Raw genomic sequence first — 22,788 nt, 5'->3', positions numbered from 1 at the left:
TCGGACTCTTGTCTTCGCGCCGTTGCTGCGGCACATCGAGCCAACCATACGAGGAGGCGCATGATGGCTGGCAAGGATGTTCCCGTTTCTCCGCTCGCGCCGAAGCGCCAGCCCAAGGTCCCGGCGGTGCCGGGCGTGCGCTTTGCCACTGCCGAGGCCGGCATCCGCTACAAGGGCCGCACCGATGTGGTGCTCGTCCTGCTCGACGAGGGCTCGCAGGCCGCCGGCGTCTTCACCCGCTCGAAATGCCCGTCGGCGCCGGTCGACTGGTGCCGGGAGAATCTGGCGCAGGGCAAGGCGCGCGCCATCGTCGTCAATTCCGGCAATGCCAATGCCTTCACCGGCCTGAAAGGCCGCGACTCGGTAGCTCTGACCGCGAAGATCGCGGCCAAGGCCGCAGGCTGCAAGGCGGAAGAGGTCTTCATCGCCTCGACCGGCGTGATCGGCGAGCCGCTTGACGCGACCAAGTTCGAGGGTGTGCTGGCCGATTGCGCCAAGCGCGCCGCCGACGGCCCATGGCTCGATGCCGCCAAGGCGATCATGACCACCGACACCTTCCCGAAGGCGGTCTCGCGCAAGGCCAAGATCGATGGCCATGAGGTGGTGATCGCCGGCATCGCCAAGGGCGCCGGCATGATCGCGCCCGACATGGCGACGATGCTCTCCTTCGTCTTCACTGACGCGCCGATCGCGGCTCCCGTGCTGCAGGCCCTGCTGTCGAAGGGCGTCAAGGGCTCGTTCAACGCGATCACGGTCGACAGCGACACCTCGACCTCCGACACGCTGATGCTGTTCTCGACGGGCAAGGCTAGGGCACGCGGCGTGCCGGAGATCACCGATCCGAACGATGCCCGGCTTTCCGGCTTCAAGCGGGCGCTGAACGCGCTGCTGCTCGAGCTTTCGCACCTCGTCTGCAAGGATGGCGAGGGCGCCCGCAAGTTCGTCGAGGTCCGCATCGTCGGGGCGAAGTCGGCGCGCTCGGCCAAGAAGGTCGCGTTCTCGATCGCCAATTCACCGCTGGTCAAGACGGCGGTCGCCGGCGAGGACGCCAATTGGGGCCGTATCGTCATGGCGGTCGGCAAGGCCGGCGAGCCGGCCGATCGTGACAGGCTCGACATCTCCTTCGGTGCGATCAAGGTGGCGGAAGCGGGTGCGCGCGCCGGTTCCTATGACGAGCAGGCCGTCTCCGACTACATGAAAGGCGAGCACATCGTCGTCACCGCCGATCTCGGCCTCGGCCGCGGCAAGGCCACTGTCTGGACCTGCGACCTGACCAAGGCCTATGTCGAAATCAACGGCGACTACCGCTCCTGAGCCTTCGGGCCCGGTAGGCCCGAGCAGGACGTTCATCGTCGGCAACCTCGCTGTCTGCTCCTTCCTCTGGGGCAGCAGCTATTTGTTCATCAAGCTGATGGCCGGCGACGTCGCTCCCTGGGCGATCGCCGCCTGCCGCGGCCTGCTGGGGGCGGCGACGTTGGCACTCTTCGTCGCGGCGCGCAGCCAGAGCCCGCTGCCGCGTCGCCATGAGATCCGCCACTGGCTGGTGCTCGGCACGTGCAATGGCTGGCTGCCGAACGTGCTCGTCGCCTATGCGCTGATCCAGCTTGCCAGCGGCCCGGCGGCGATGATCCAGGCAGCAGGGCCGCTGGTCACGGCGCTGTTCGCGCATTTCCTGTTCTCGGAAGAGCATCTGAGCCGGCGCCGGCTCGGCGGCATCCTGGTCGGCATGGCCGGCGTCGCCATCCTGATCGGGCCGCGCCTGATCGAGGGCGGCGGCACGGCGCTCAGCCTGCTTGCCATGGTCGGTGCGACGCTGTCCTATGCCTGCGCCAACCTCTACACGCGCGCGGTGCCGCCACGAGCGGGCGATCCGATCCGGCTCGCGCTCGGCCAGCAGATGGTCTCCGGCACGGGAGCGCTGTTGCTGACGCTGACCTTCTCCGGCTGGGGGGCACTTCTGGCCCTGGCCCCGCATTGGCAGGCCGCGCTGGCGCTCGGCGTGTTCGCGACAGCGATGCCGGTGGCGTTCTTCATGCGGCTGATCCGTGCGGCCGGGCCGACGCGGGCGGCGATGACGGGCTATCTGGTTCCGGCGGTCGCCGCCGTCCTGGGTGTGCTCGTGCTCGGCGAAACGCTGGAGTTGCGGCAGATTATCGGAGGTTGCATCATCCTCGCTGGCGTCTTTCTGGTATCGACGGCGCCTGCGGGGGGACGAGCCAGATGATGAGGATAGCCTGCGTGCTGGGCCTTGCGGCCCTGCTGGGAGCTTGTGTCGCGCAGGGGCCGTCGTCGACGGTATCCTCGTTCTCGGCGGAAGAGGCGGCCTTCATCCGAAAAGCCGGGACCGGTGTCATCGACGGCCATGCCTTCCGGACGCGCTCGAAGGGGCAGGTCGTGAATGCAGCCGGCGAGGTCGTCCGGCTGATCCCGGCGACGGCCTATGCCCGCGAGCGCTTCAATCGCGTCTTCGGCAGGGCCAAGTTCCTGCCGCACTGGCGCTATCCGAACGAGCAGGTCGATCCGCGCTATGCCGAGCTGACCCGCACGACCAAGACGACGGCCCGGGGCCGCTTCAGCTTCGACAAGGTCGCGCCCGGTACCTATTTCATTTCGACCCAGGTGATCTGGGGCGAGGAGGATCAGGTTTTCCGCGAGGGCGGCACGGTCTATGACGAGGTCACGCTGACCGGCAAGGAGACCGAGCCGGTCGAGGTCATCCTCTCGGGACATTAGTTCTTGCTGTGAAGCTGCTGCTCGTCGTTGCCTGCGCGCTGGTCGATTCCGACAATCGCGTCCTCGTCACCCAACGCCCCGAAGGCAAGTCCCTCGCAGGCTTGTGGGAGTTCCCCGGCGGCAAGCTGGAGGCCGGCGAGCGGCCGGAGCCGGCGCTGATCCGCGAGCTTGCCGAGGAACTCGGTATCGAGGTCAAGGAAGCGTGCCTGGCGCCGCTGACCTTCGCCAGCTACGCCTATCCCGAATTCCACCTGCTGATGCCGCTCTATATCTGCCGGCGTTGGGAGGGGACGGCGATGTCGCGCGAGGGGCAGGCGCTGAAATGGGTGCGTCCCGGCAAGCTGCGCGACCTCGCCATGCCGCCAGCCGACGAACCGCTGATCCCGCCGCTGGTCGATCTGCTGGGCGCTTGAGCTCCAGCCGTCATTCTCGGGCGGCGCGCAGCGACGACCCGAGAATCTCGTGATGAGAAGGCGCTGGGTGGCGCCTCTTCCGGCCTGAGATGCTCGGGTCAAGCCCGAGCATGACGTGCCTTCGATTGCCGCTTAGCGCGGCAGGATGGTCTCGCCCATCAGGTGCTTGTCGATCGAGTGGGCCATCTGGCGGCCCTCGCGGATCGCCCAGACCACCAGCGACTGGCCGCGGCGCATGTCGCCGGCGGCGAAGACCTTCTCGACCGTGGTCTTGTAGGCCAGCATGTTGGCTTCGACATTGCCGCGCCCGTCGAGCTTGACGCCGAGCTTGGCGATGAGCCCGTCATGCACCGGCGAGACGAAGCCCATGGCGAGCAGGACGAGATCGGCCTTGAGCTGGAACTCGCTGCCCTCGATCGGCTTGAAGCCGGCATCGACCTTGGCGCAATGCAGCGTCTTCACCTTGCCGTTCTCGCCGGTGAACTTGACGGTGCCGACGGCGAAGTCGCGCTCGGCACCTTCCTCATGGCTGGAGGACGTCCGCAGCTTCAGCGGCCAGTTCGGCCAGGTCAGCTGCTTGTTCTCCTTCTCCGGCGGCTGCGGCATGATCTCGAGCTGGGTCACCGAGAGCGCGCCCTGGCGCACCGAGGTGCCGATGCAATCCGATCCGGTGTCACCGCCGCCGATGACGACGACATGCTTGCCGCCGGCAAGGATCGGCCGGGCATTGCCCGATGTCTCCGGCTCGCCGCCATTGCGGCGGTTCTGCTGCGGCAGGAAGTCCATGGCGAACTGGACGCCGTCGAGATCGCGGCCCTCGATCGGCAGGTCGCGCGGCTTCTCGGCGCCGCCGGTCAGGCCGATCGCGTCGTACTGAGCGAGCAGTTCCTGCGGATCGATGTCGATGCCGACATTAACGCCGTAATGGAAGACGACGCCTTCGGCCTCCATCTGGGTGACGCGCCGATCGACATGCGACTTCTCCATCTTGAAGTCAGGAATGCCGTAGCGCAGCAGGCCACCAGCGCGGCCCTGGCGCTCATAGACATGGACCTCGTGGCCGACGCGGGCGAGCTGCTGGGCGGCGGCGAGGCCGGCCGGGCCGGAGCCGATGATGGCGATCTTCTTGCCTGTCTTCGTCGAAGCCGGCTCGGGCTTGATCCAGCCTTCCTGCCAACCCTTGTCGACGATCGCGCATTCGATCGATTTGATGGTGACCGGGGTGTCCTCGAGGTTCAGCGTGCAGGACGCCTCGCACGGGGCGGGGCAGACGCGGCCGGTGAACTCCGGGAAGTTATTGGTCGAGTGCAGGTTGGTCAGCGCCTCCTGCCACTTGTCGTTGTAGACGAGGTCGTTCCAGTCCGGGATCTGGTTGTTGACCGGGCAGCCATTGTGACAATACGGGATGCCGCAATTCATGCAGCGCGCCGCCTGGTCGCGGGTCGCCTCCCGGCCGAGCGGGATCACGAATTCCTTGTAGTTCCGAATCCGGTCCGAGGCCGGAAGATACTTCCGGTCGCGGCGGTCGATCTCGAGAAAGCCGGTTACCTTGCCCATCGTGTCACTCCGCCGCGACCGAGACGCCGGCCTGGGCCCGCTCGATTTCCAGTAGTGCGCGCCGGTACTCGACCGGCATGACCTTGACGAATTTGGGCAGGTAGTCCGCCCAGTTCTCCAGGATCGCCTGTGCCCGCGCCGACCCGGTGTATTTCAGGTGGTTGGCGATGAGCTGGTGCAGGCGCTCGGCGTCGTAGCCGGACATGTTGGCCATGACGTCGATGCGGCCCTTGAACTCGAGGTCGCCGCCATGATGGTAGAGGCGCTGGGTCAGCTCCTCCTCCTCCGGCACCGGCTCGAGATCGACCATGGAGAGGTTGCAGCGCTTGGCGAAGCTCCTGTCCTCGTCGAGGACGTAGGCGATGCCGCCCGACATGCCGGCCGCGAAGTTGCGCCCGGTCTGACCGAGCACGACGACGACGCCGCCGGTCATATACTCGCAGCCGTGGTCGCCGGTGCCCTCGACCACCGCGATCGCGCCGGAATTGCGCACGGCGAAGCGCTCGCCGGCGACGCCGCGGAAGTAGCATTCGCCGGAGATCGCGCCGTAGAGCACGGTGTTGCCGACGATGATCGCCTCCTCGGCGAGCGCACGCGACTTCGGATCAGGGCGGATGATCAGCTTGCCGCCCGACAGGCCCTTGCCGACATAGTCGTTGGCCTGGCCGGTGAGGTCGAGCGTCAGGCCGCCGGCGACCCAGGCGCCGAAGCTCTGGCCGGCGGTGCCGGTCAGCTTCACCGTGATCGCGTCGTCCGGCAGGCCGAGCCCGCCATGGCGCTTGGCGATCTCGCCCGAGATCATCGCGCCGGTCGAGCGATCGACATTGCGGATGGTGCTCTCGATCACGACCGGAGCGCCGCTGTCGAGCGAGGCGCCGGCCTTGGCGATCAGGGTGCGGTCGAGCACCGACTCGATCGGGTGGTGCTGGCGCTCGACATTGCGGATGGCGACGCCCTTGCCGGCTTCCGGCTTGTGGAAGATGCGGGCGAAGTCGAGCCCCTTGGCCTTCCAGTGGTCGATGGCTTCCTTCTTGTCGAGCCAGTCGGAGCGGCCGACGAGCTCGTCGAAGCTCTTGACGCCCATCTCCGCCATGATCTCGCGCACGTCCTCGGCGAGGAAGAAGAAGAAGTTGATGACGTGCTCGGGTTGGCCCTTGAAGCGCTTGCGCAGCACCGGATCCTGGGTGGCGACGCCGACCGGGCAGGTGTTGAGATGGCACTTGCGCATCATGATGCAGCCGGCGGCGATCAGCGGCGCCGTGGCGAAGCCGAACTCATCGGCCCCGAGCAGCGCGCCGACGACGATGTCGCGGCCGGTGCGCAGGCCACCATCGACCTGCAGGGCGATGCGGCCGCGCAGCTTGTTCATCACCAGGATCTGGTGGGTCTCGGCGAGGCCGATCTCCCAGGGCGATCCCGCATGCTTGATCGAGGTCAGCGGCGAAGCGCCGGTGCCACCCTCATAGCCGGCGATGGTGATGTGGTCGGCGCGCGCCTTGGCGACGCCGGCGGCGACGGTGCCAACGCCGAGCTCGGAGACGAGCTTGACCGAGACGTCCGCGGCCGGGTTGACGTTCTTCAGGTCGAAGATCAGCTGGGCGAGATCCTCGATCGAATAGATGTCGTGGTGCGGCGGCGGCGAGATCAGGCCGACGCCCGGGGTCGAATGCCGGACCTTGGCGATGCGGGCATCGACCTTGTGGCCGGGCAGCTGGCCGCCCTCGCCAGGCTTGGCGCCCTGCGAGACCTTGATCTGCATCATCGCCGAGTTGACGAGATATTCGGTGGTGACGCCGAAGCGGCCCGAGGCGACCTGCTTGATCGCGGAGCGCATCGAGCGGCCATCCGGCAGCGGCTTGAAGCGCTCGGGCTCCTCGCCGCCCTCGCCGGTGTTCGACTTGCCGCCGATCGCATTCATCGCGAGTGCCAGCGTCGAGTGCGCCTCATGGCTGATCGAGCCGAAGGACATGGCACCGGTGGAGAAGCGCTTGACGATCGAGACCGCGCTCTCGACCTCGTCGAGCGGGATCGGCTTGCGGCCGAGCTCGTTGGCCATCTTGACGTGGAACAGGCCGCGAATGGTCGAGAGCTTCTCGCTCTGGTCGTTGACCAGGTCGGAATAGGCCTTGAACTTGTCGCGGGCGTTGCCGCGCACGGCGTGCTGGAGCAGCGCGATGTTCTCCGGCGTCCAGGCATGCGCCTCGCCGCGCAGGCGGAAGGCGTATTCGCCGCCGATGTCGAGGGCATCGCGATAGATCGGCGAACCGCCGAAGGCGTCGCGATGGCGGCGCACGCTCTCCTCGGCGATCTCGGCGAGGCCGACGCCCTCGATCGAGGAGATGGTCCCGGTGAAGTACTTGTCGATGAACTGCGTGCGCAGGCCGACGGCATCGAAGATCTGGGCGCCGCAATAGGACTGGTAGGTCGAGATGCCCATCTTGGACATGACCTTGAGCAGGCCCTTGCCGACCGACTTGATGAAGCGCTTCACCACCTCGTAGCGGTCGACCTCCGGCGGGAACTCGCCGGCCTCGAACAGCGCTTCGAGTGTCTCGAAGGCGAGATAGGGGTTGATCGCCTCGGCGCCGAAGCCGGCGAGCAAGGCGAAGTGATGGATTTCGCGCGGCTCGCCGGATTCGATGACGAGGCCGACCGAGGTGCGCAGGCCCTTGCGGATCAGGTGATGGTGGACCGCCGCCGTCGCCAGCAGCGCCGGGATCGGGATGCGGTCGGGCCCAACCTGTCGGTCGGAGAGGATGATGATGTTGTAGCCGCCATGGACGGCCGCTTCGGCGCGCTCGCACAGGCGCTCGATCGCGCCTTCCATGCCTGCCGCGCCCTCGCGGGTCGGATAGGTGATGTCGAGCGTCTTGGTGTCGAAGCGATCCTCGTAGTGACCAATGCAGCGGATCTTCTCGAGATCGTCATTGGTCAGGATCGGCTGGCGCACTTCCAGGCGCTTGCGGCGCGAGGTGCCCTCGAGGTCGAGGATGTTCGGCCGCGGCCCGATGAAGGAGAGGAGGCTCATCACGAGCTCCTCGCGGATCGGGTCGATCGCCGGGTTGGTGACCTGGGCGAAGTTCTGCTTGAAATAGGTGTAGAGCAGCTTCGACTTCGAGGAGAGCGCCGAGATCGGGGTGTCGGTGCCCATCGAGCCGACGGCTTCCTGACCGGTCACCGCCATCGGCGCCATCAGGATCTTGGTGTCTTCCTGGGTGTAGCCGAAGGATTGCTGGCGATCGAGCAGGGCGACATCGGTCCGCGATGCCCGTGCTTCGACCGGCGGCAGGTCCTCGAGCACGATCTGGGTGCGCTTCAGCCAGTCCTTGTAGGGGTTGGCGAGGCAGAGCGTGCTCTTGATCTCGTCGTCGCCGATGATGCGGCCCTCTTCGAGGTCGATCAGCAGCATCTTGCCGGGCTGGAGGCGCCACTTCTGGACGATCTTCTCCTCCGGGATCGGCAGCACGCCGAACTCCGAGGCGAGCACGACGAGGCCATCGTCGGTGACGAGATAGCGGGCGGGGCGCAGGCCGTTGCGGTCGAGCGTCGCGCCGATCTGGCGGCCGTCGGTGAAGGCGATCGCGGCCGGGCCGTCCCACGGCTCCATCAGTGCGGCGTGGTATTCGTAGAAGGCGCGCCGGCTCTCATCCATCAGCGGGTTGCCGGCCCAGGCCTCGGGCACCAGCATCATCATGGCGTGGGCGAGCGAATAGCCGCCCTGGACCAGGAATTCGAGGGCGTTGTCGAAGCAGGCGGTGTCGGACTGGCCCTCATAGGAGATCGGCCAGAGCTTGGAGATGTCGGCGCCGAAGAGCTCGGAATCGACCGAGGCCTGGCGGGCCGCCATCCAGTTGACGTTGCCGCGCAGCGTGTTGATCTCGCCGTTATGGGCGACCATCCGGTAGGGGTGGGCGAGGCGCCAGGACGGGAAGGTGTTGGTGGCGAAGCGCTGGTGGACGAGGGCGAGCGCGCTCTCGAAGCGCTCGTCGGTCAGGTCCTTGAAGTAGTCGCCGAGCTGGGTGACCAGCACCATGCCCTTGTAGACGATGGTCCGGCAGGAGAAGGAGACCGGGTAATAGGTCGCCGTCGCCCGGTCATGGCGCTTGTAGACCTTGTTCGAGACCGACTTCCTGAGGACATAGACCTGGCGCTCGAACTCGTCCTCGTCGGTGATCTCGGCCGGACGGCCGACGAAGATCTGGCGATGGCAGGGCTCGGTCTCCTTGACGGCCTCGCCGAGGTCGCTGTTGTCGACCGGCACGTCGCGCCAGCCGAGGAAGATCAGGCCTTCCTCCTCGACCGTCTGGGCGACGATCTCCTCGCAGACGGCGCGGTTGTCGGCCTCCTGCGGCATGAAGAACTGGCCGATGGCGTAATGGCCGGGCTCGGGCAACTCGATGCCGATCCTGGCGCATTCTTCCTTGAAGAAGCGATGCGGAATCTGGGTGAGGATGCCGCAGCCGTCGCCGAGCTTGGGATCGGCGCCGACCGCGCCGCGATGGTCGATATTGTGCAGGATCTGCAGGCCCTGCGCGACGATCGCATGGCTCTTGCGGTTCTTCATGTCGGCGATGAAGCCGACGCCGCAGGAGTCCTTCTCATAGGACGGATCATAGAGGCCCTGGCGGGCCGGCATGGCCGGATCGCGCACCTCGGGGAAGCGCTCGAAAGCGGCCGTCGTCGTGGTGGCAACTTTAGCAGTGGTGTTGGCCATCGCGCTCGCCTTCCTGCTCTCGCTCATCGTCGCCTCCGCCCGCATCGGTCCCGCAGCATCGGCTCGGGAGCCAGCCAAAGTCCACCGCCGCTCCGGCTTCCACCTTGTCGAGCAAGGATCGGGCCGGTCCGGCTTTATTCTCGGTTTGCGAAGGTTGCTTGCGCTGGTCTTGTCTTGCGCCCGCGTCCTCCGCAGGCGCCCCGGGCGTTAAGCCCTGCCGCGCCTGGTCACGCCGCCGTTTTGCGGGCGGCGCGCGTCGTACGGTTGGCTTTGGCTTTATTTGCCGTACCTCCCGTCATCGTCCGCTCCATCCGCCTGCGCCGGGGCCTCGGCGAGGCCCGCTCTGAAATGGGACAGCATCGCTGTCCTATTGCCTTGACCTTGCCAGAATTCCAATCTGGGCACAAGCGTCGATTTTGCGTTGCAGCGACATTTTATTGCGATCTCTCTCTCCAGTCGGACATTTTCACATCATGATGGCTGGTGCGCCAAGCCGGAAGTTGTCGATCTTAAGAATCGGGGCTGCCCTGCGCGAGAGCCGGATCCGATCAGGTTGAATCAACCTGATCGGTGAATCCGTCTCTTACTTTTAGTTTGGAGACCGTTTTACCGATCGGCTTGCGGTGCAAGCAGATCGGAACGGGCTCCAGCATCGATTGCGCTGCGGCAGGAGGCTGCTTATCCCTCGGAACCTCGCAGCGGCCCGCCGGATATCTCCATGAACTTCATCAGCGACAATCTGGCCGGGGCGAGCGCGCCGGTGATGCAGGCTATGGCGGCGGCCAATGACGGCTTTGCCGCCGGCTATGGCAACGATGCCTGGACCAAGCGGGTCGAAGGGCTGTTCGCCGAGCTGTTCGAGCGGGAGGTCGCGGTCTTCCTGGTCACGACCGGCACGGCGGCGAACTCGCTGGCGTTGGCGAGCCTGGTCCAGCCCTGGGGGGCGGTGCTCTGTCATCATGAAGCGCATATCGCCGCCGATGAATGCGGGGCGCCCGAATTCTTCACCGGTGGAGCAAAGATCGTCGGCTTGCCGGGCGATGGCTGCAAGCTCGCGCCGGAGGTCGTCATCGATCAGCTTGCGCGCATGCATTCCGGCGCCGTGCATCAGGTCCAGCCGCAGATGCTGTCGATCACGCAGGCGACCGAATGCGGGCTGGTCTACAAAGCGGAGGAGATCGCGGCACTGAAGCAGGCGATCGCGCCACGTGGGCTGAAGCTGCACATGGACGGGGCCCGCTTCGCCAATGCGGTCGCGGCGCTGGTTTGCGCGCCCGCCGAAATCACCTGGAGGGCGGGTGTCGACGTGCTCTCCTTCGGCGGCACCAAGAACGGCGCCTTCGCCGCCGAAGCGGTGATCGTCTTCGATCCGGCCAATGCAGGTGAGATGCCGTGGCGACGCAAGCGCGCCGGGCACACCCTGTCCAAGGGCCGGCTGATCGGAGCGCAGTTCGAAGGGCTGCTGGCCGATGGCCACTGGCTCGACCTTGCCCGCCATGCCAATGCGATGGCCCGGCGCTTGGCTGATGCCGTCGTGGCTGCGGGCAAGCTGCGGCTGGCCTGGGCCAGCGAGGCGAATGAGGTCTTTCTCGTGCTGCCGCTACGGGCTCAAGCGGTGCTGGACACACAGGGCGTGCAATATATCGCCTGGTCGGACGATGCGTTGCCTGCCGGACAGGAGCTCCAGCCTGATGAGGTCGTCGGGCGCTTCGTTTGCTCGTTTGCGACGCGGGCAGAGGAGGTCGACCGGCTCGCCGCCGTTCTGGCGACCGTCTAGACACCGGAAAGAGCCTGTTTCCCAGCCGATTCACGCCGCAAGCGCGCCGCAATCCTTATCAAGAACTGAAGACTGCGAATTTCGTCTGACAGAGGACAGACCATGGCAGTTTTGGTTTCGCCCGCCGCCGCGCCGCGCCGCTTGCGCCATCGGGTGGCCGGCCTCGCCGTTCTGGCCGTGATGGCCGGCGCGAGCGGCTCGGCCCTGGCGCAGCTCGACGACTATGGCGGTGGCTACGCCCGCTACGGCTATGGCTACGATTACGACGATGATTATGGCCCGCGCTACGATTATGCGCCGCGCCGGGCCGCACCGATCCCGCCACGGGCCGTCGGACGGATCGCAGTGCAGGAATTCGGTCTGCGCGAGGTGCAGCGGACGGTGCGTACCAGTTCGGCCATCGTCGTCGACGGCCTGGCGGCGAACGGGTCGCGGGTGCGGCTGATCATCGACCGCTTCAATGGCGAGCTGATCGACCGGATCGTGCTGCAGCCGCCGCCGCGGACCGTCAGGCTCGATCCGCGCGAGGAGGAGCGCGCGGCGCCGAAGAAGCTGACGCCGCGCCCGCCCGAGCGCCCAGCCGCGTTGAAGCCGGCACAGCCGCCGGCCGAGGCGAGCGCGCCGGCGACGGTCGTTCCGCCGTCACCGGCTGCCCCCAAGCCCGATGCGCCCGTGGCGAAGCCGGTTGCGATACCCTCGGTCGCGCCGAGCGACATCGGCAAGCCGAAACTGGTCAATCCGCAGGATGTCCGCGGGGCCGAGGAGCCCGATCGCCTGCCGCCGCTGGCACGGGCGCATCCGAGCGGCATCCCGACGCCCGATACGACGCTGCCGCCGGTGCAGATCGAGGAGATGAAGACGGCGCAGCCGAAGCCGGAGACGCCGATAGCGCCGGTCAATCCGCCGAACTAAGGGCTACGCAGCACGCCTAGACAAAGAGCCTCCCCGGTTTCCCGGGGAGGCTCTCTCGTTTCAGGCAAGCGGTGCTTGCACACCGATATCGGTTACGCGGCCTTCCTGGCCTCGATCACCTTGGCGCCCTGCGCGCCGATCGGAATCAGGCGGGGTTTCTTGGCCTCGGGAATCTCGCGGACGAGGTCGATATGGAGCAAGCCGTTCTCGAGGCTGGCACCGGTGACCTGGACATAGTCGGCGAGCTGGAAGCGGCGCTCGAAGGCGCGAGCGGCGATGCCCTGATGCAGGACTTCGCGCTTCTCGGCATCCTCGGCGACCTTCTTTTCGCCGCGGACGGTCAGCGCATTCTCCTTGCTCTCGATCGAGAGGTCGGCCTCACCGAAACCGGCGACCGCGATCGAGATGCGATAGGCGTTCTCGGCGGTGCGTTCGATATTGTAGGGGGGATAGCTCGGCGTATTCTCGACGCTGGTGGCCTGGTCGAGCAGCGAGAACAGGCGGTCGAAGCCGACGGTCGAGCGATAGAGCGGGGAAAGATCGTAGGAACGCATGATTGTCCTCCAGGGGAAGCGACAGTTGATCACCCGCCTCATCATGAGCGCGGGCTTTGGGTTAGGCTCGCGCAGCCGCTTCACGGCCTGCGCAGCAATGATCTGGGTGACGTTTTCCGGCTTTTCAAGACCGGGTCCAACTGGGCATAACGAGGCGGTGAGCCTGCCGGAGTGTCGATGACCGAGGCCGAATTCTTCCACCAGCCGGACTACCCGGTGCCCGGCCACGGCAAGGTCTGGTTTGCGCAGACCGGTGATGGCGCGCGTCTGCGCCTGGCGAGCTGGCGCCCGAGCGTGCGGCGGGAGAGGGGCACCGTCCTGGTCGTGCAGGGACGAGCCGAGTTCATCGAGCGCTACAGCGAGACGATCGCCGAGCTGCGTCGCCGCGGCTTTCATGTCCTGACCTTCGACTGGCGCGGCCAGGGCGGCTCGCAGCGCTTCACCGGCCGGCCGCGCAAGGGACATGTCGGCCGGCTGGTGCATTACGAGCGCGATCTCGCGCTGGTCGTGGCGCAGATGCGGGAGCGCCAGCCGCCCCCCTATTTCGTCCTGGCGCACTCGATGGGCGCGGCGCTCTGCCTCGACGCCGCCCGGCACGAGGCGCTGCCGGTGGAGCGGCTGGTCGCGATCGCGCCGATGCTCGGCATCGGCATGATTGAAAATCCGCGCGGCGCCCGCTGGCTGGCGCGGGTGCTGTACTGGCTCGGCTTCGGCAAGGCCTTCGTGCCCGGCGGCGGCGACACGGCGATCGGCACCAAGCCGTTCGAGGGCAACCGGCTGAGCTCGGACCCCGTCCGCTATGCCCGCAACGCTGCCTTGTCGGCTGCGGCGCGCGATCTTGCGATCGGCGACCCCAGCGTCGGCTGGATCCACGCCGCCTTCCAGTTGATGGATCGGCTGGCGCAGCCGCGCGCGCCGCTCGAGGTCAGGGTGCCGACGCTGATCGTCGCCGCCGGGCGCGATCCCGTGGTGTCGACGCCGGCGATCGAGCGCTTCGCGGCGAGGCTCAAGACGGGTTCCGCCCTGGTGCTGCCGACGGCGCGCCATGAGATCCTGATGGAGACCGACGCGATCCGGGCGCAGTTCTGGGCAGCCTTCGACGCCTTCATCCCCGGCGAGGATGTGCCGGTCGAGATGTCTGCCCCGACGTCAGCCGTTCAGGAGAGCGAGAGCGGCCTGGTGCAAGGTCTTGTTGCCGGCGGCGAGGATGCTGCCGCCCTGGGCGGCGCTGCCACCGTCCCATGAGGTGACGATGCCACCGGCGCCCTCGATGATCGGGATCAGCGCGACGATGTCATAAGGCTTCAGCCCGCTTTCGATGACGAGATCGATATGGCCGGCGGCGAGCATGCAATAGGCGTAGCAGTCGCAGCCATAGCGCGCCATGCGGACGGCGCTTTCGACCCGGTTGTAAGCGGCTTTCTGCCCGTCGACGAAGAGGTTCGGGCTCGTCGTCATCAGCGTCGCCTCAGTGAGATCGGCCACCTGGCGGGTGTGCAGCGTGCGCGGTCCGTTCGGCCCTTCGTAGCGCGCCATGCGGCCGTCGCCGGAGAAGCGCTCGCCGGTGAAGGGCTGGTTCATCATGCCGTAGACCGGCACGCCCTTGCGGGTCAGGCCGATCAGCGTGCCCCAGACCGGGATGCCGGAGATGAAGGCGCGGGTGCCGTCGATCGGGTCGAGCACCCAGACATAGTCGGCGTCGGCATTCTCGGAGCCGAATTCCTCGCCGAGGATGCCATGGGCCGGGAAGGTGCGCTTGATCAGGTTGCGCATCACGTCCTCACCGGCGCGATCGCCCTCGGTCACGGGGTCGAAGACGCCGCCGCCGGACTTGTCCTCGGTGGTATGCCGGGCGCGGAAGAAGGGCAGGATCGCCTGGCCCGACAGGGTTGCCAGCCGGGCAACGAATTCCGTGAAGTCGACCGCGCTCATCAGGCTTTCCTTGGCTCCACCCGCCTGCCGCCTTCATGCTGTGCGGCGCACGGGATGACAAGCGCCGTCCCGGCAGAGACCGATCAGGTCAGGACAGTTCAGCCTCAGTCGGTCTGACGAAATCGGACGGCTCATGACGATTATGTGGTTCGTCATGCGTTTTTTGCATGTCGATATCCGTGTTTCGACTTGCGTTTTTGCGGCGCAACGCGTTATTGTGCGCTGCGAAGGGGAGATGACCTCAAACCTTCGTTGCCCTCCTTGGGCGTTTCCTCCCTAGACTTCGGGCCGCCACGAAAGTGCGCGGCCCTTTTTCTTTTCGGCCTCAAGGGATTGGCTGCGTATGGAGGCTTACTCCGCGGCTTGGCGCCAGTCGTCGCTCCAGCCGCTCCAGCGCGCGAAGCATTCGGCCATGGCGGCGCTGATCACCTGCTGAAGCGCCGAAAAGCCGCTGTTCGGCTCGAGCGTCGCCTCGTTCATGTAGAGGCCGCGGCTGACCTCGATCTGCAGGGCATGCACGCCGGAGCCGGGGGCACCGTAATGCTCGGTGATGAAGCCGCCGGCATAGGGGCGGTTACGGGTTACGGTGAGCCCGGCGCGCGCGAACGCTTCTTCCGCCGCATCCACCACGAAGCTCGCGGCGCTGGTGCCGAAGCGGTCGCCGAGGATGATGTCGGCCTTGGCGACGCCGTCGCGATCGAGTCCGGTCGAGGGCATGGAATGGGCGTCGACCAGGATGCAGCTGCCGAAGCTGGCCTGGGTGCGGTTCACCAGATGGCGCAGGCCTGCGTGATAGGGCCGGTAGAGCGCCTCGATCCGGCTGAGCGCACTCTCGACCGGAATGCGGGCGGAATAGATCTCATAGGATTCGCCGACGATGCGCGGGATCGTGCCGAGCCCGCCGGCGACGCGCAGCGAGCGGGTGTTGGCGAAGCCGGGCAGCCGGCCCTCGAACATGCGCGGATCGAGTTCGTAGGGCTCGCGGTTGGCGTCGAGAAAAGCGCGCGGGAACTCGGCGACGAGCAGGGGCGCGCCGAGCGCGACCGCATGGGAGAAGAGCAGGTCGACATAGGCGTCCTCCGAGCGGCGCAGCGCCCGCAGCGGCAGGCGCGAGCCCTCGACGAAGGCGCGCGGATAGCGCCGCCCGGCATGGGGCACGTCGACGATGACGGGGACGACCTGCAGCGCGGGCTGATGGAGCGTGAACGGCCGCTCGATCTCGGCGATCACGTCGTCCGGGCGAGGAAAAGAGTATCCGGCTGGCAGTGTCATGTTGATGGACTCAAGCACAAAGCTGCCGCTGTTTGAAGGGCCTGACCTTTCGTCATCTGGCTAGCCAGCCTTCACTGGTTGTTTACCGTAATGTCGCCAAATAGAACTGGCTGATCCATCCGGGTGTGTGCGAGCGACGAGTTCGCCTCACGCCGGGCTGGACCGGCGACACCCGGGATGGCAGGGACGGCCACCCGGTACGAGGGACGACGAACGAGCGAATCGGCTTCCGGCCAACGGGCAGGGCGGCGTGGGCTCGGTGCAACATCACGGATGAAGCAAGGCGCCATGACCAAGATCCTCCTGGCCGAAGACGATAACGACATGCGCCGCTTCCTGGTGAAGGCGCTGCAGAATGCAGGCTATGACGTCGCCTCGTTCGACAACGGGCTATCGGCCTATAACCGGCTGCGCGAGGAGCCGTTCGAATTGCTCCTGACCGACATCGTCATGCCCGAGATGGACGGAATCGAGCTGGCGCGCCGCGCTACCGAGCTCGATCCCGACATCAAGGTGATGTTCATCACTGGTTTCGCGGCGGTGGCGCTCAATCCGGATTCGCAGACGCCGAAGGATGCGAAGGTGCTGTCGAAGCCCTTCCACCTGCGTGAGCTGGTCAACGAGGTCGAGAAGCTGCTGGCGGCGTGAGGGCTGGGCAGGGGCCGAACACAGCTTCTTGCAAAGAAGCCGACGAAGCGCCTTGCAAGGCGCGCACGCCTCCGCTATAGCCCCTCCACCTCGCAGCGATACCGCCCTCGGGCCGGTGTCGTTCCGGACGCTTTCGGGCGAAACGGGCGCGTAGCTCAGCGGGAGAGCACTACGTTGACATCGTAGGGGTCACAGGTTCGATCCCTGTCGCGCCCACCATTTTCTCCTTGGATCCAAGGACAGACGGCCGCCCGACAGGGCGGCCGTCTTGCTTTGGCGGCAGGCTTGCGACTGTGGGCTGGCGAAGCGCAGGGTGCTATCGGTTGCCGCGGTGCCTGCTCTGCCGAGCTCTCCGATTCGCGGCGCAGGCTCCGGATTGTCGTCTGGCCCGGAGGTTTGGACATGCGCTGGACAGCCCTTATCGCGCTCGGGATCGCCGCCGCCCTCGGTGGCTGCATGACGGCGGCCGAGCAGCGCAGCGCCGATGAAGCACGCTGCCGCTCCTACGGGTTCAAGCCGGGAGCGGAGGGCTTCGCCAATTGCCTGATGGAGGTCGATCTCGACCGCTCGGCCTCGCGCCGGGCGCGGCTGGAGACTTCCGGCTTCTATGGCCCGTATTGGGGGCCGTGGCCCTATCGGCGCTGGTGACGCTTTATTCGGCGTCGGCCTGACGGTCGGGTGTGGCATCGCGAAAGGCGGCAAGCTCCATAGCAGCCGCCTCCGCCCGCAGCAGGCGCGGGAACTGGGCGACATCGACCTTGAAGCGCCGGGCATTGCCGAGCTGTGGCACGAGGCAGATATCGGCGAGGCCGGGCTGCGAGCCGAAGCAGAACGGACCGGGATTGTTCGCCGCGAGCTGCTCGCAGGCAGAGAGACCATCGACATTGACGCTCGCCGCCCAGGCCAGGGCCGCATCCCCGTCATGGCCGAGCTCGCGCAGCCGGTTGAGCACTTTGAGATTTTGGACCGGATGGGTGTCGCAGGCGATCGCCTGGGCGAAGGCACGGACCTTGGCCCGCTCGACAGGGTGCTTCGGCAGCAAGGCCGGTTCGGGTTGCGTTTCCTCGAGCCATTCGATGATAGCAAGCGACTGGGTCAGCGCCGTGCCGTCGTCGAGCTCCAGCGTCGGCACCAGCCCCTGCGGGTTGAGGGCGAGATAGGCGGGGTCGCGCTGCTCGCCATGGCGCAGATGGTGCGAGACGTGCTCGACGTCGAGGCCCTTGAGGTTGAGCGCGATGCGCACGCGCCAGGCGGCCGAACTGCGGAAATAGCCATGCAGCTTCATCGTGCCGCCTCCCGAGAAGGCCGGCTCGAAGCGACCGGCTTCAGAAAGTATAGCCGAGGCGGGCACCGAAATTCGAGGGGCCGCGCGGATTGCCAGCGTTGGCGACGGGATTGTCGGAGCAGCCGGTGGTGCTGAAGTGCTCCAGCGTCGCGATCAGGCTCCAGCGGTCGCTGAGGCGGAAGCCGAGGGCGGCGGCGCTGCGCGCGCCGGTGTTGCAGCCGACATTCAGGCGGTTCTCGGGAACGACGAAGCCGGTCTTGCCGTTGTTGACGGCGGCGCCGAGGCTCGCCTCGAGGAAAACCGATTGCGAGACGTCGAAGGTCCAGGTCGCGCCGGCATAGGCGTATTGCGTGCCGTTGACGTTGAGGCTGGAGCCGAGATGGAAGCGTGGCACGAAGGCGTTGGCGAGGCGGTCGTTCAGGCTGGCGATGCGCGGCGTCAGCAGTTCGCCGCCGACATTGAGCAGGCCGCTCTCGCGCCCGCCGGGATTGGCGGCACCGAGGCCGAAGCGAGCCTCCCAGGCGGGAGCCGGCGCTTCCGTCGCGGGGGCATAGCCGAGCGCACGGGTGCCGCCACGGTCGCTCTGCGCCAGCGCGGGCACAGACAGGACCGAGAGGACAGCGAACAGCGACGCGACGCGAACCATGACAGAGAAACGGGCTTTCAGCGGAGCTTTTAAAGATTAGAAAAGCGCAGAGAGTGGTGGCCGCAATGTGACGACGCCGCCCTTGCGCATTGCGCAATGATCAGCCGGCACGCCACCAGAGCACGCCCAGGATTACCAGGATCGCGATGAACTGCAGCACGACGCGCAGCCGCATCAGCCTCTGCGAGGTGTTGGCGCTGCCGCCGCGCAGCATGTTGACCAGGCCGAGCAGCAGCACGACGGCAACGGCGCCGACGGCGATCGGGACGATGGCGGAGGAGACGTTCATCGCCGTGCTTTAATCCTCGCGGGGACGGTTGACCAGCATGGCCACGGCGGCGAAGCGCCACAGCTTGGGGAAAGCGATCCAGGAACCTCCTGCAGCCCTTATCCTGAGGAGCCGCGAAGCGGCGTCTCGAAGGATGAGGGCTGAACTGTTGATCAGCCTCTCAACGATAGCGTCGCTGCACGATCAGGTTGGCGGCGATCGTGAGAAGCAGCGTCGCCGTCATCAGGATGAAAGAGATCGCGCCGCCGAAGGGCCAGTTGTTCTGCTGGGCGAACTGGCCGTAGACCAGCGGACCCATGGTCTGGAATTTCGGGCCGCCGAGCAGGACCGGCGTGGCATAGGCGTTCATCGCCAGGATGAAGGTCAGGATCGTGCCGGCGAGGATGCCGGGCATGGCGAGCGGCCAGAGCACGCGGCGGAACATCGCCGCCGGGCCGGCGCCGAGGCTGAAGGCGGCTTCCTCGACATTGCGGTTGATGCCCTCGATCACGCTCTGCAGCGTCAGCACCATGAAGGGCAGGTTGACCGCGATGATGCCGATGATCACGGCGGTCTCGGTGAACATGATCTCGAGCGGCTGGTCGATCAGGCCAAGGCCCATCAGCGAGGCGTTGAGCGCGCCCTTGCTGCCGAAGGCGGTCATCCAGCCGGCGGCGCGCACGGCGTTGCCGACGAAGAGCGGCAGTACCACCAGCATGATCAGGAGGTTCTTGAAGCGGCTCTGCGTGCGCGCCAGCACATAGGCGAGCGGGAAGCCCATGATCAGGCAGACGATGGTGCAGATCACGGCGACGCGGACCGTGCGCCAGAGCACGTTGAGATAGAAGCCGTCGGTGAAGAACTTGACGTAGTTCTCGATCGTCAGCCCGTCGACCATGAACTGGCCGGGAATGAACTGGTTGAGCGAATAGCGGAACAGGATCGCGACAGGGCCGATCAGCCCGATCGCGACGAAGAGCGTCGCCGGGACGACGAGCATCCCGGCAAGGCTGGTGCGGGCACCCGCGACAGGTTCGGGGGCGATGCTCACCCCTTGAACACCTTGTCCCACCACTCCTTCATCGCCGAATCGTTCTTGGCGAGGAAGGCGTAATCGAGATCCTTGATGCGCTTCTCCTCGTCCGGGGTGAAGCCGATGCGCTTTTGCAGGTCGGGCGCGACGGACAGGCCGGAGACCGTGCCGTTATAGCCCATGTCGACGGCGAAGGCCTCCTGCGGCTCCTTGGCCAGCATGGCGTTCATATAGGCGTAGGCGTTGTCCTTGTTGGGCGCGTTCTTGGCGATGACGAAGCCGGAGACGTAAGCCGGGATGCCCTCGACCGGCGAGACCGCCTCGCAGGGGATGCCGGCGTTCTGCCATTGCACCACGCGCGCCTTCCAGATCGCGCTGATGCCGACCTCCTCGTTCTTCATCGCCTGGGCGAAGGCCTCGTTGGTCGGGTAGACGCGCGCGCCGGCCTTCTTGACCGCGAGCAGGACCTCCTTGGCCTTCTCGATCTCGTTCATGCTGGCGCCATTGGTGGCGGCCATCGAGGCGGCGATCATGATCGCCTGGTACTGGATGTCGATGAAGCCGATCTTGTTGCCCCATTTCGGATCGAGCCAGTCCTTGAAGCCGGTCGGGGCCGGGCTGATCAGCTTCGGATTGTAGATGACGACGTTGCCGGAATAGATGTGTCCGATGCCGTACGGATACTTCATCGTCGGCAGGAGGTTCTTGGCGTTCGGGATCTTCGAGTAGTCGAGCGTCTCCGTCGCGCCGGCCTCGTTCATCTCGAACATGTTGGCGGCCGAGAAGCCCTGGATGTCGACCGTGCCGCGCGGCAGGCGGCGCTCGGCCACCATCTTGGCGCGGCGCGGTGCGTCGCCGGCCTGGTCCTGCAGGACCTCGAGGCCCTTGGGCTTGAGCAAGGGGTCTTCGATGTTCTTGGTCAGCAGGCGGGCATAGTCGCCGCCCCAGGTGCCGACCACGACCTTGCCGCCGGACTGCGCCTGCGCCCGCCCGCCGAGCGCAGGCATGGCGACTGCGGCGCCAGCGCCGACGGCCAGGCCCTTCAGGACATCGCGTCTATCGATTTTTTTCATGTTCGTTCCCCTGTTGGACGCCGGTCGAGATTTTGGGGCATGACGTGGTCCGAAAACCGGAATCCACTTTTCGGCGTCATGCCTTCGGCTCGCGCGGATAGACGAGCCCGGCGTCTTCGGCCCAGCCTATCGTGATCATGTCGCCCGGTTTCGGCTCGGCCGCGCCCTGGCGATTGGGCACCTGCAGCAGGATGCGGTCCTGCTCGGTCAGCCGGACATCGATGTCGAGCAGCGCTCCGAGATAGGAGACGTGCTCGACCCGGGCCGGGAAGCGATTGGCGCAGCTTTCAGCCTCGGCGCCGATGGCGAGGCGCTCGGGCCGCAGCGCCAGCGTCGCCGGGCCTGCCGCGGCCGCCTTGCAGCTGATGTCGAGGCCGCCGCCGCTGCGGAAGCGCCCGGCCTGCGCCATGGCGCCGTCGAGGAAGGCGCTGCGGCCGATGAAGCCGGCGACGAAGCGGTCGGCCGGCTTCTCGTAGAGCTCGCGCTGCGTGCCGATCTGGCGGACCTTGCCCTTTTCCATCACCACCAGCCGGTCGGCCATGGTGAGGGCCTCCTCCTGGTCGTGTGTGACCATGATGGTGGTCAGGCCGAGCTTGCGTTGCAGGTCACGGATCTCGACGCGGACCTCCTGGCGCAATTTGGCGTCGAGATTGGAGAGCGGCTCGTCGAGCAGCAGGACATCGGGCTCCACGGCGAGCGCGCGGGCAAGCGCGACGCGCTGCTGCTGGCCGCCGGAGAGCTGGCGCGGGTAGCGCTCGTCGAGACCGGTCAGGCGCACGAGCCGCAACGCCTCGGTGACGCGGGGCCCGCGGTCGGCAGGCGCGATCTTGCGCATCTCCAGGCCGAAGGCGACGTTTTCGGCGACCGTCATATGCGGGAACAGCGCATAGGACTGGAAGACCAGGCCGCAATTGCGCTTCCAGGGCGGCAGGTTGGTGACGTCGCGCTCGCCGATGGTGATCTTGCCCGCCGTCGGCTGGATGAAGCCGGCGACCATGCGCAGGGTCGTGGTCTTGCCGCAGCCGGAGGGGCCGAGCAGGACGAGGAACTCCCCTTCGGCGATGTCGATGCTGCAATTGTCGACGGCGGTGAACTCGCCATAGACCTTGCGCAGATGCTCGATCGAGAGCTTCGCCATGTTCAGACCACCCGGCTCAGCTTGACGTAACGGTCGGTGATGATCATCGCCGCTCCGATCAGGACGATCTGGATGACCGAGGCGGCTGCGACCGTCGGATCGATCTTCCATTCGAGATATTGCAGGATCGCGATCGGCAGCGTCGTGCGGCCGGGTCCGACCAGGAACAGGCTCATCTCGAGATTGCCGAAGGAGGTGACGAAGCCGAACAGCGAGCCGGCGACGAGGCCTGGCCTGATGCTCGGCAAGGTGACACGTCGGAAGGTCGTCCACGGGCCGGCACCGAGATTCTGCGCGGCTTCCTCGATGGTGCGGTCGAAGCCGGCCAGGCTGGCGGTGACGAGCTTCACCACCCAGGGGATGACGACGAGGCTGTGGGCGGCGACGAGGCCGCCAGCCGAGCCCATCACCGGCAGACCGGTCGCGATCTCGGTCTCGATCTGGAAGACGTAGAGCGAGGTGCCGAGCACGATGCCCGGCATCACCAGCGGCAGCAGCAGAAGCGTGTTGATCGCGGGCCCGAGCGCGATGCGATGGCGCATCAATGCGAGGCTGGCGGGCACGCCGAGCACGAGCCCGATCAGCGTCGCCGATACGCCGACCTGCAGGCTGAGCAGGAAGCCGTCGACGAAGGGCTTGTTGTTCGCCGCCGCCTGGAACCACTTCAGCGAATAGCCTTCCGGCGGGAAGGAGGGGATCTCCTGGCGGAAGAAGGCCAGCCAGAAGACGAAGAACAGCGGCAGCAGGATGAAGCCGAGCGAGAGCGCCGCGGCGCCGTTCAGCGCAAGGCGTCCCAGGCTCATGCGTGCGGCGCTCAAATTCCAGCCCTCTTC

21 protein-coding genes and 1 tRNA gene are annotated in these 22,788 nt (G+C 66.6%); 10 read left to right on the top strand and 12 right to left on the bottom strand.

Annotated elements, in window-relative coordinates; translation table 11 throughout:
• Nucleotides 1-60 precede the first annotated feature (60 nt).
• The 4 genes from argJ to mutT are packed head-to-tail and all read left to right on the top strand — an operon-like array spanning nucleotide 61 to nucleotide 3,146.
• Complete coding sequence (gene argJ / locus AC1DS0_RS23630) at nucleotides 61-1,314, top strand: bifunctional glutamate N-acetyltransferase/amino-acid acetyltransferase ArgJ (RefSeq protein WP_476816683.1); 1,254 nt, start codon at nucleotides 61-63, stop codon at nucleotides 1,312-1,314.
• Complete coding sequence (locus tag AC1DS0_RS23625) at nucleotides 1,283-2,224, top strand: DMT family transporter (protein ID WP_476816682.1); 942 nt, start codon at nucleotides 1,283-1,285, stop codon at nucleotides 2,222-2,224. Before argJ ends, AC1DS0_RS23625 begins: the two co-directional genes overlap by 32 nt.
• Nucleotides 2,221-2,733, top strand: a complete 513-nt coding sequence (locus AC1DS0_RS23620; RefSeq protein WP_476816681.1) for a carboxypeptidase regulatory-like domain-containing protein — start codon at nucleotides 2,221-2,223, stop codon at nucleotides 2,731-2,733. Before AC1DS0_RS23625 ends, AC1DS0_RS23620 begins: the two co-directional genes overlap by 4 nt.
• 8 nt (nucleotides 2,734-2,741) lie before the next feature.
• Nucleotides 2,742-3,146, top strand: a complete 405-nt coding sequence (mutT, locus tag AC1DS0_RS23615) for an 8-oxo-dGTP diphosphatase MutT (protein WP_476816680.1) — start codon at nucleotides 2,742-2,744, stop codon at nucleotides 3,144-3,146.
• 132 nt (nucleotides 3,147-3,278) lie between these two features.
• Here mutT and AC1DS0_RS23610 read toward each other — a convergent pair whose 3' ends face one another.
• Both AC1DS0_RS23610 and gltB read right to left on the bottom strand, forming a co-directional pair.
• Nucleotides 3,279-4,703 (bottom strand): glutamate synthase subunit beta, encoded by a 1,425-nt coding sequence (locus AC1DS0_RS23610; protein WP_476816679.1) that lies wholly within the window; start codon nucleotides 4,701-4,703, stop codon nucleotides 3,279-3,281.
• A 4-nt stretch (nucleotides 4,704-4,707) separates the two neighbouring features.
• Nucleotides 4,708-9,444 carry a glutamate synthase large subunit gene (gene gltB / locus AC1DS0_RS23605; protein ID WP_476816678.1) on the bottom strand — a complete coding sequence of 1,579 codons (4,737 nt, stop codon included), beginning with the start codon at nucleotides 9,442-9,444 and terminating at the stop codon, nucleotides 4,708-4,710.
• A gap of 691 nt (nucleotides 9,445-10,135) precedes the next feature.
• On the opposite strand from gltB, the gene AC1DS0_RS23600 reads away from it, so the two are divergent.
• On the top strand, nucleotides 10,136-11,194 hold the full coding sequence (locus AC1DS0_RS23600) for a threonine aldolase family protein (RefSeq protein WP_476816677.1): 1,059 nt from the start codon (nucleotides 10,136-10,138) through the stop codon (nucleotides 11,192-11,194).
• Nucleotides 11,195-11,296: 102 nt separating this feature from the next.
• The gene (locus tag AC1DS0_RS23595; protein WP_476816676.1) at nucleotides 11,297-12,106 is read left to right on the top strand and encodes a hypothetical protein; all 810 of its coding nucleotides are present in this window, start codon (nucleotides 11,297-11,299) and stop codon (nucleotides 12,104-12,106) included.
• Between the two features lie 92 nt (nucleotides 12,107-12,198).
• Here AC1DS0_RS23595 and AC1DS0_RS23590 read toward each other — a convergent pair whose 3' ends face one another.
• Entirely contained in the window at nucleotides 12,199-12,660 is a 462-nt protein-coding gene (locus tag AC1DS0_RS23590) for an Hsp20 family protein (RefSeq protein WP_476816675.1), read from the bottom strand.
• 177 nt (nucleotides 12,661-12,837) lie between these two features.
• Between AC1DS0_RS23590 and AC1DS0_RS23585 the strand changes: the two genes are divergently transcribed.
• A complete protein-coding gene (locus AC1DS0_RS23585) occupies nucleotides 12,838-13,905 on the top strand; it encodes an alpha/beta fold hydrolase (RefSeq protein ID WP_476816674.1) in 1,068 nt (355 codons plus the stop codon).
• On the opposite strand, the gene hisN is transcribed toward AC1DS0_RS23585, so the two are convergent.
• On the bottom strand, nucleotides 13,810-14,592 hold the full coding sequence (hisN, locus tag AC1DS0_RS23580) for a histidinol-phosphatase (RefSeq protein WP_476816673.1): 783 nt from the start codon (nucleotides 14,590-14,592) through the stop codon (nucleotides 13,810-13,812). The genes AC1DS0_RS23585 and hisN overlap by 96 nt on opposite strands.
• A 351-nt stretch (nucleotides 14,593-14,943) precedes the next feature.
• Nucleotides 14,944-15,864, bottom strand: coding sequence for an N-formylglutamate amidohydrolase (locus AC1DS0_RS23575; protein ID WP_476816672.1), 921 nt, complete (start codon nucleotides 15,862-15,864; stop codon nucleotides 14,944-14,946).
• A gap of 288 nt (nucleotides 15,865-16,152) precedes the next feature.
• Between AC1DS0_RS23575 and cpdR the strand changes: the two genes are divergently transcribed.
• From cpdR to AC1DS0_RS23560, 3 genes are all read left to right on the top strand, one after another.
• Entirely contained in the window at nucleotides 16,153-16,512 is a 360-nt protein-coding gene (gene cpdR / locus AC1DS0_RS23570; RefSeq protein WP_038363805.1) for a cell cycle two-component system response regulator CpdR, read from the top strand.
• A 144-nt stretch (nucleotides 16,513-16,656) separates the two neighbouring features.
• Nucleotides 16,657-16,731 (top strand) — tRNA-Val (locus AC1DS0_RS23565).
• Nucleotides 16,732-16,908: 177 nt separating this feature from the next.
• Complete coding sequence (locus AC1DS0_RS23560; protein WP_476816671.1) at nucleotides 16,909-17,160, top strand: hypothetical protein; 252 nt, start codon at nucleotides 16,909-16,911, stop codon at nucleotides 17,158-17,160.
• Between the two features lie 4 nt (nucleotides 17,161-17,164).
• On the opposite strand, the gene maiA is transcribed toward AC1DS0_RS23560, so the two are convergent.
• The 7 genes from maiA to AC1DS0_RS23525 all read right to left on the bottom strand — a co-directional run bounded on the left by maiA (nucleotide 17,165) and on the right by AC1DS0_RS23525 (nucleotide 22,758).
• Nucleotides 17,165-17,797 (bottom strand): maleylacetoacetate isomerase, encoded by a 633-nt coding sequence (maiA, locus tag AC1DS0_RS23555; protein WP_476816670.1) that lies wholly within the window; start codon nucleotides 17,795-17,797, stop codon nucleotides 17,165-17,167.
• Between the two features lie 40 nt (nucleotides 17,798-17,837).
• Nucleotides 17,838-18,443, bottom strand: coding sequence for an acyloxyacyl hydrolase (locus AC1DS0_RS23550; RefSeq protein ID WP_476816669.1), 606 nt, complete (start codon nucleotides 18,441-18,443; stop codon nucleotides 17,838-17,840).
• Between the two features lie 100 nt (nucleotides 18,444-18,543).
• The gene (locus AC1DS0_RS23545) at nucleotides 18,544-18,732 is read right to left on the bottom strand and encodes a twin transmembrane helix small protein (protein ID WP_152015280.1); all 189 of its coding nucleotides are present in this window, start codon (nucleotides 18,730-18,732) and stop codon (nucleotides 18,544-18,546) included.
• Between the two features lie 160 nt (nucleotides 18,733-18,892).
• Nucleotides 18,893-19,762 carry an ABC transporter permease gene (locus tag AC1DS0_RS23540; RefSeq protein WP_476816668.1) on the bottom strand — a complete coding sequence of 290 codons (870 nt, stop codon included), beginning with the start codon at nucleotides 19,760-19,762 and terminating at the stop codon, nucleotides 18,893-18,895.
• A complete protein-coding gene (locus tag AC1DS0_RS23535; protein ID WP_476816667.1) occupies nucleotides 19,759-20,817 on the bottom strand; it encodes an ABC transporter substrate-binding protein in 1,059 nt (352 codons plus the stop codon). The genes AC1DS0_RS23540 and AC1DS0_RS23535 overlap by 4 nt, the downstream gene beginning before the upstream one ends.
• A gap of 76 nt (nucleotides 20,818-20,893) precedes the next feature.
• Nucleotides 20,894-21,955 (bottom strand): ABC transporter ATP-binding protein, encoded by a 1,062-nt coding sequence (locus AC1DS0_RS23530; RefSeq protein WP_476816666.1) that lies wholly within the window; start codon nucleotides 21,953-21,955, stop codon nucleotides 20,894-20,896.
• 2 nt (nucleotides 21,956-21,957) lie between these two features.
• Nucleotides 21,958-22,758, bottom strand: coding sequence for an ABC transporter permease (locus AC1DS0_RS23525; RefSeq protein WP_476816665.1), 801 nt, complete (start codon nucleotides 22,756-22,758; stop codon nucleotides 21,958-21,960).
• Nucleotides 22,759-22,788: the final 30 nt, after the last annotated feature.

This window comes from Allobosea sp. P4_H5, assembly GCF_056400825.1.
The sequence above is the reverse complement of the archived record's forward strand: the minus strand, read 5'-3'. Positions and strand labels throughout refer to the sequence as shown.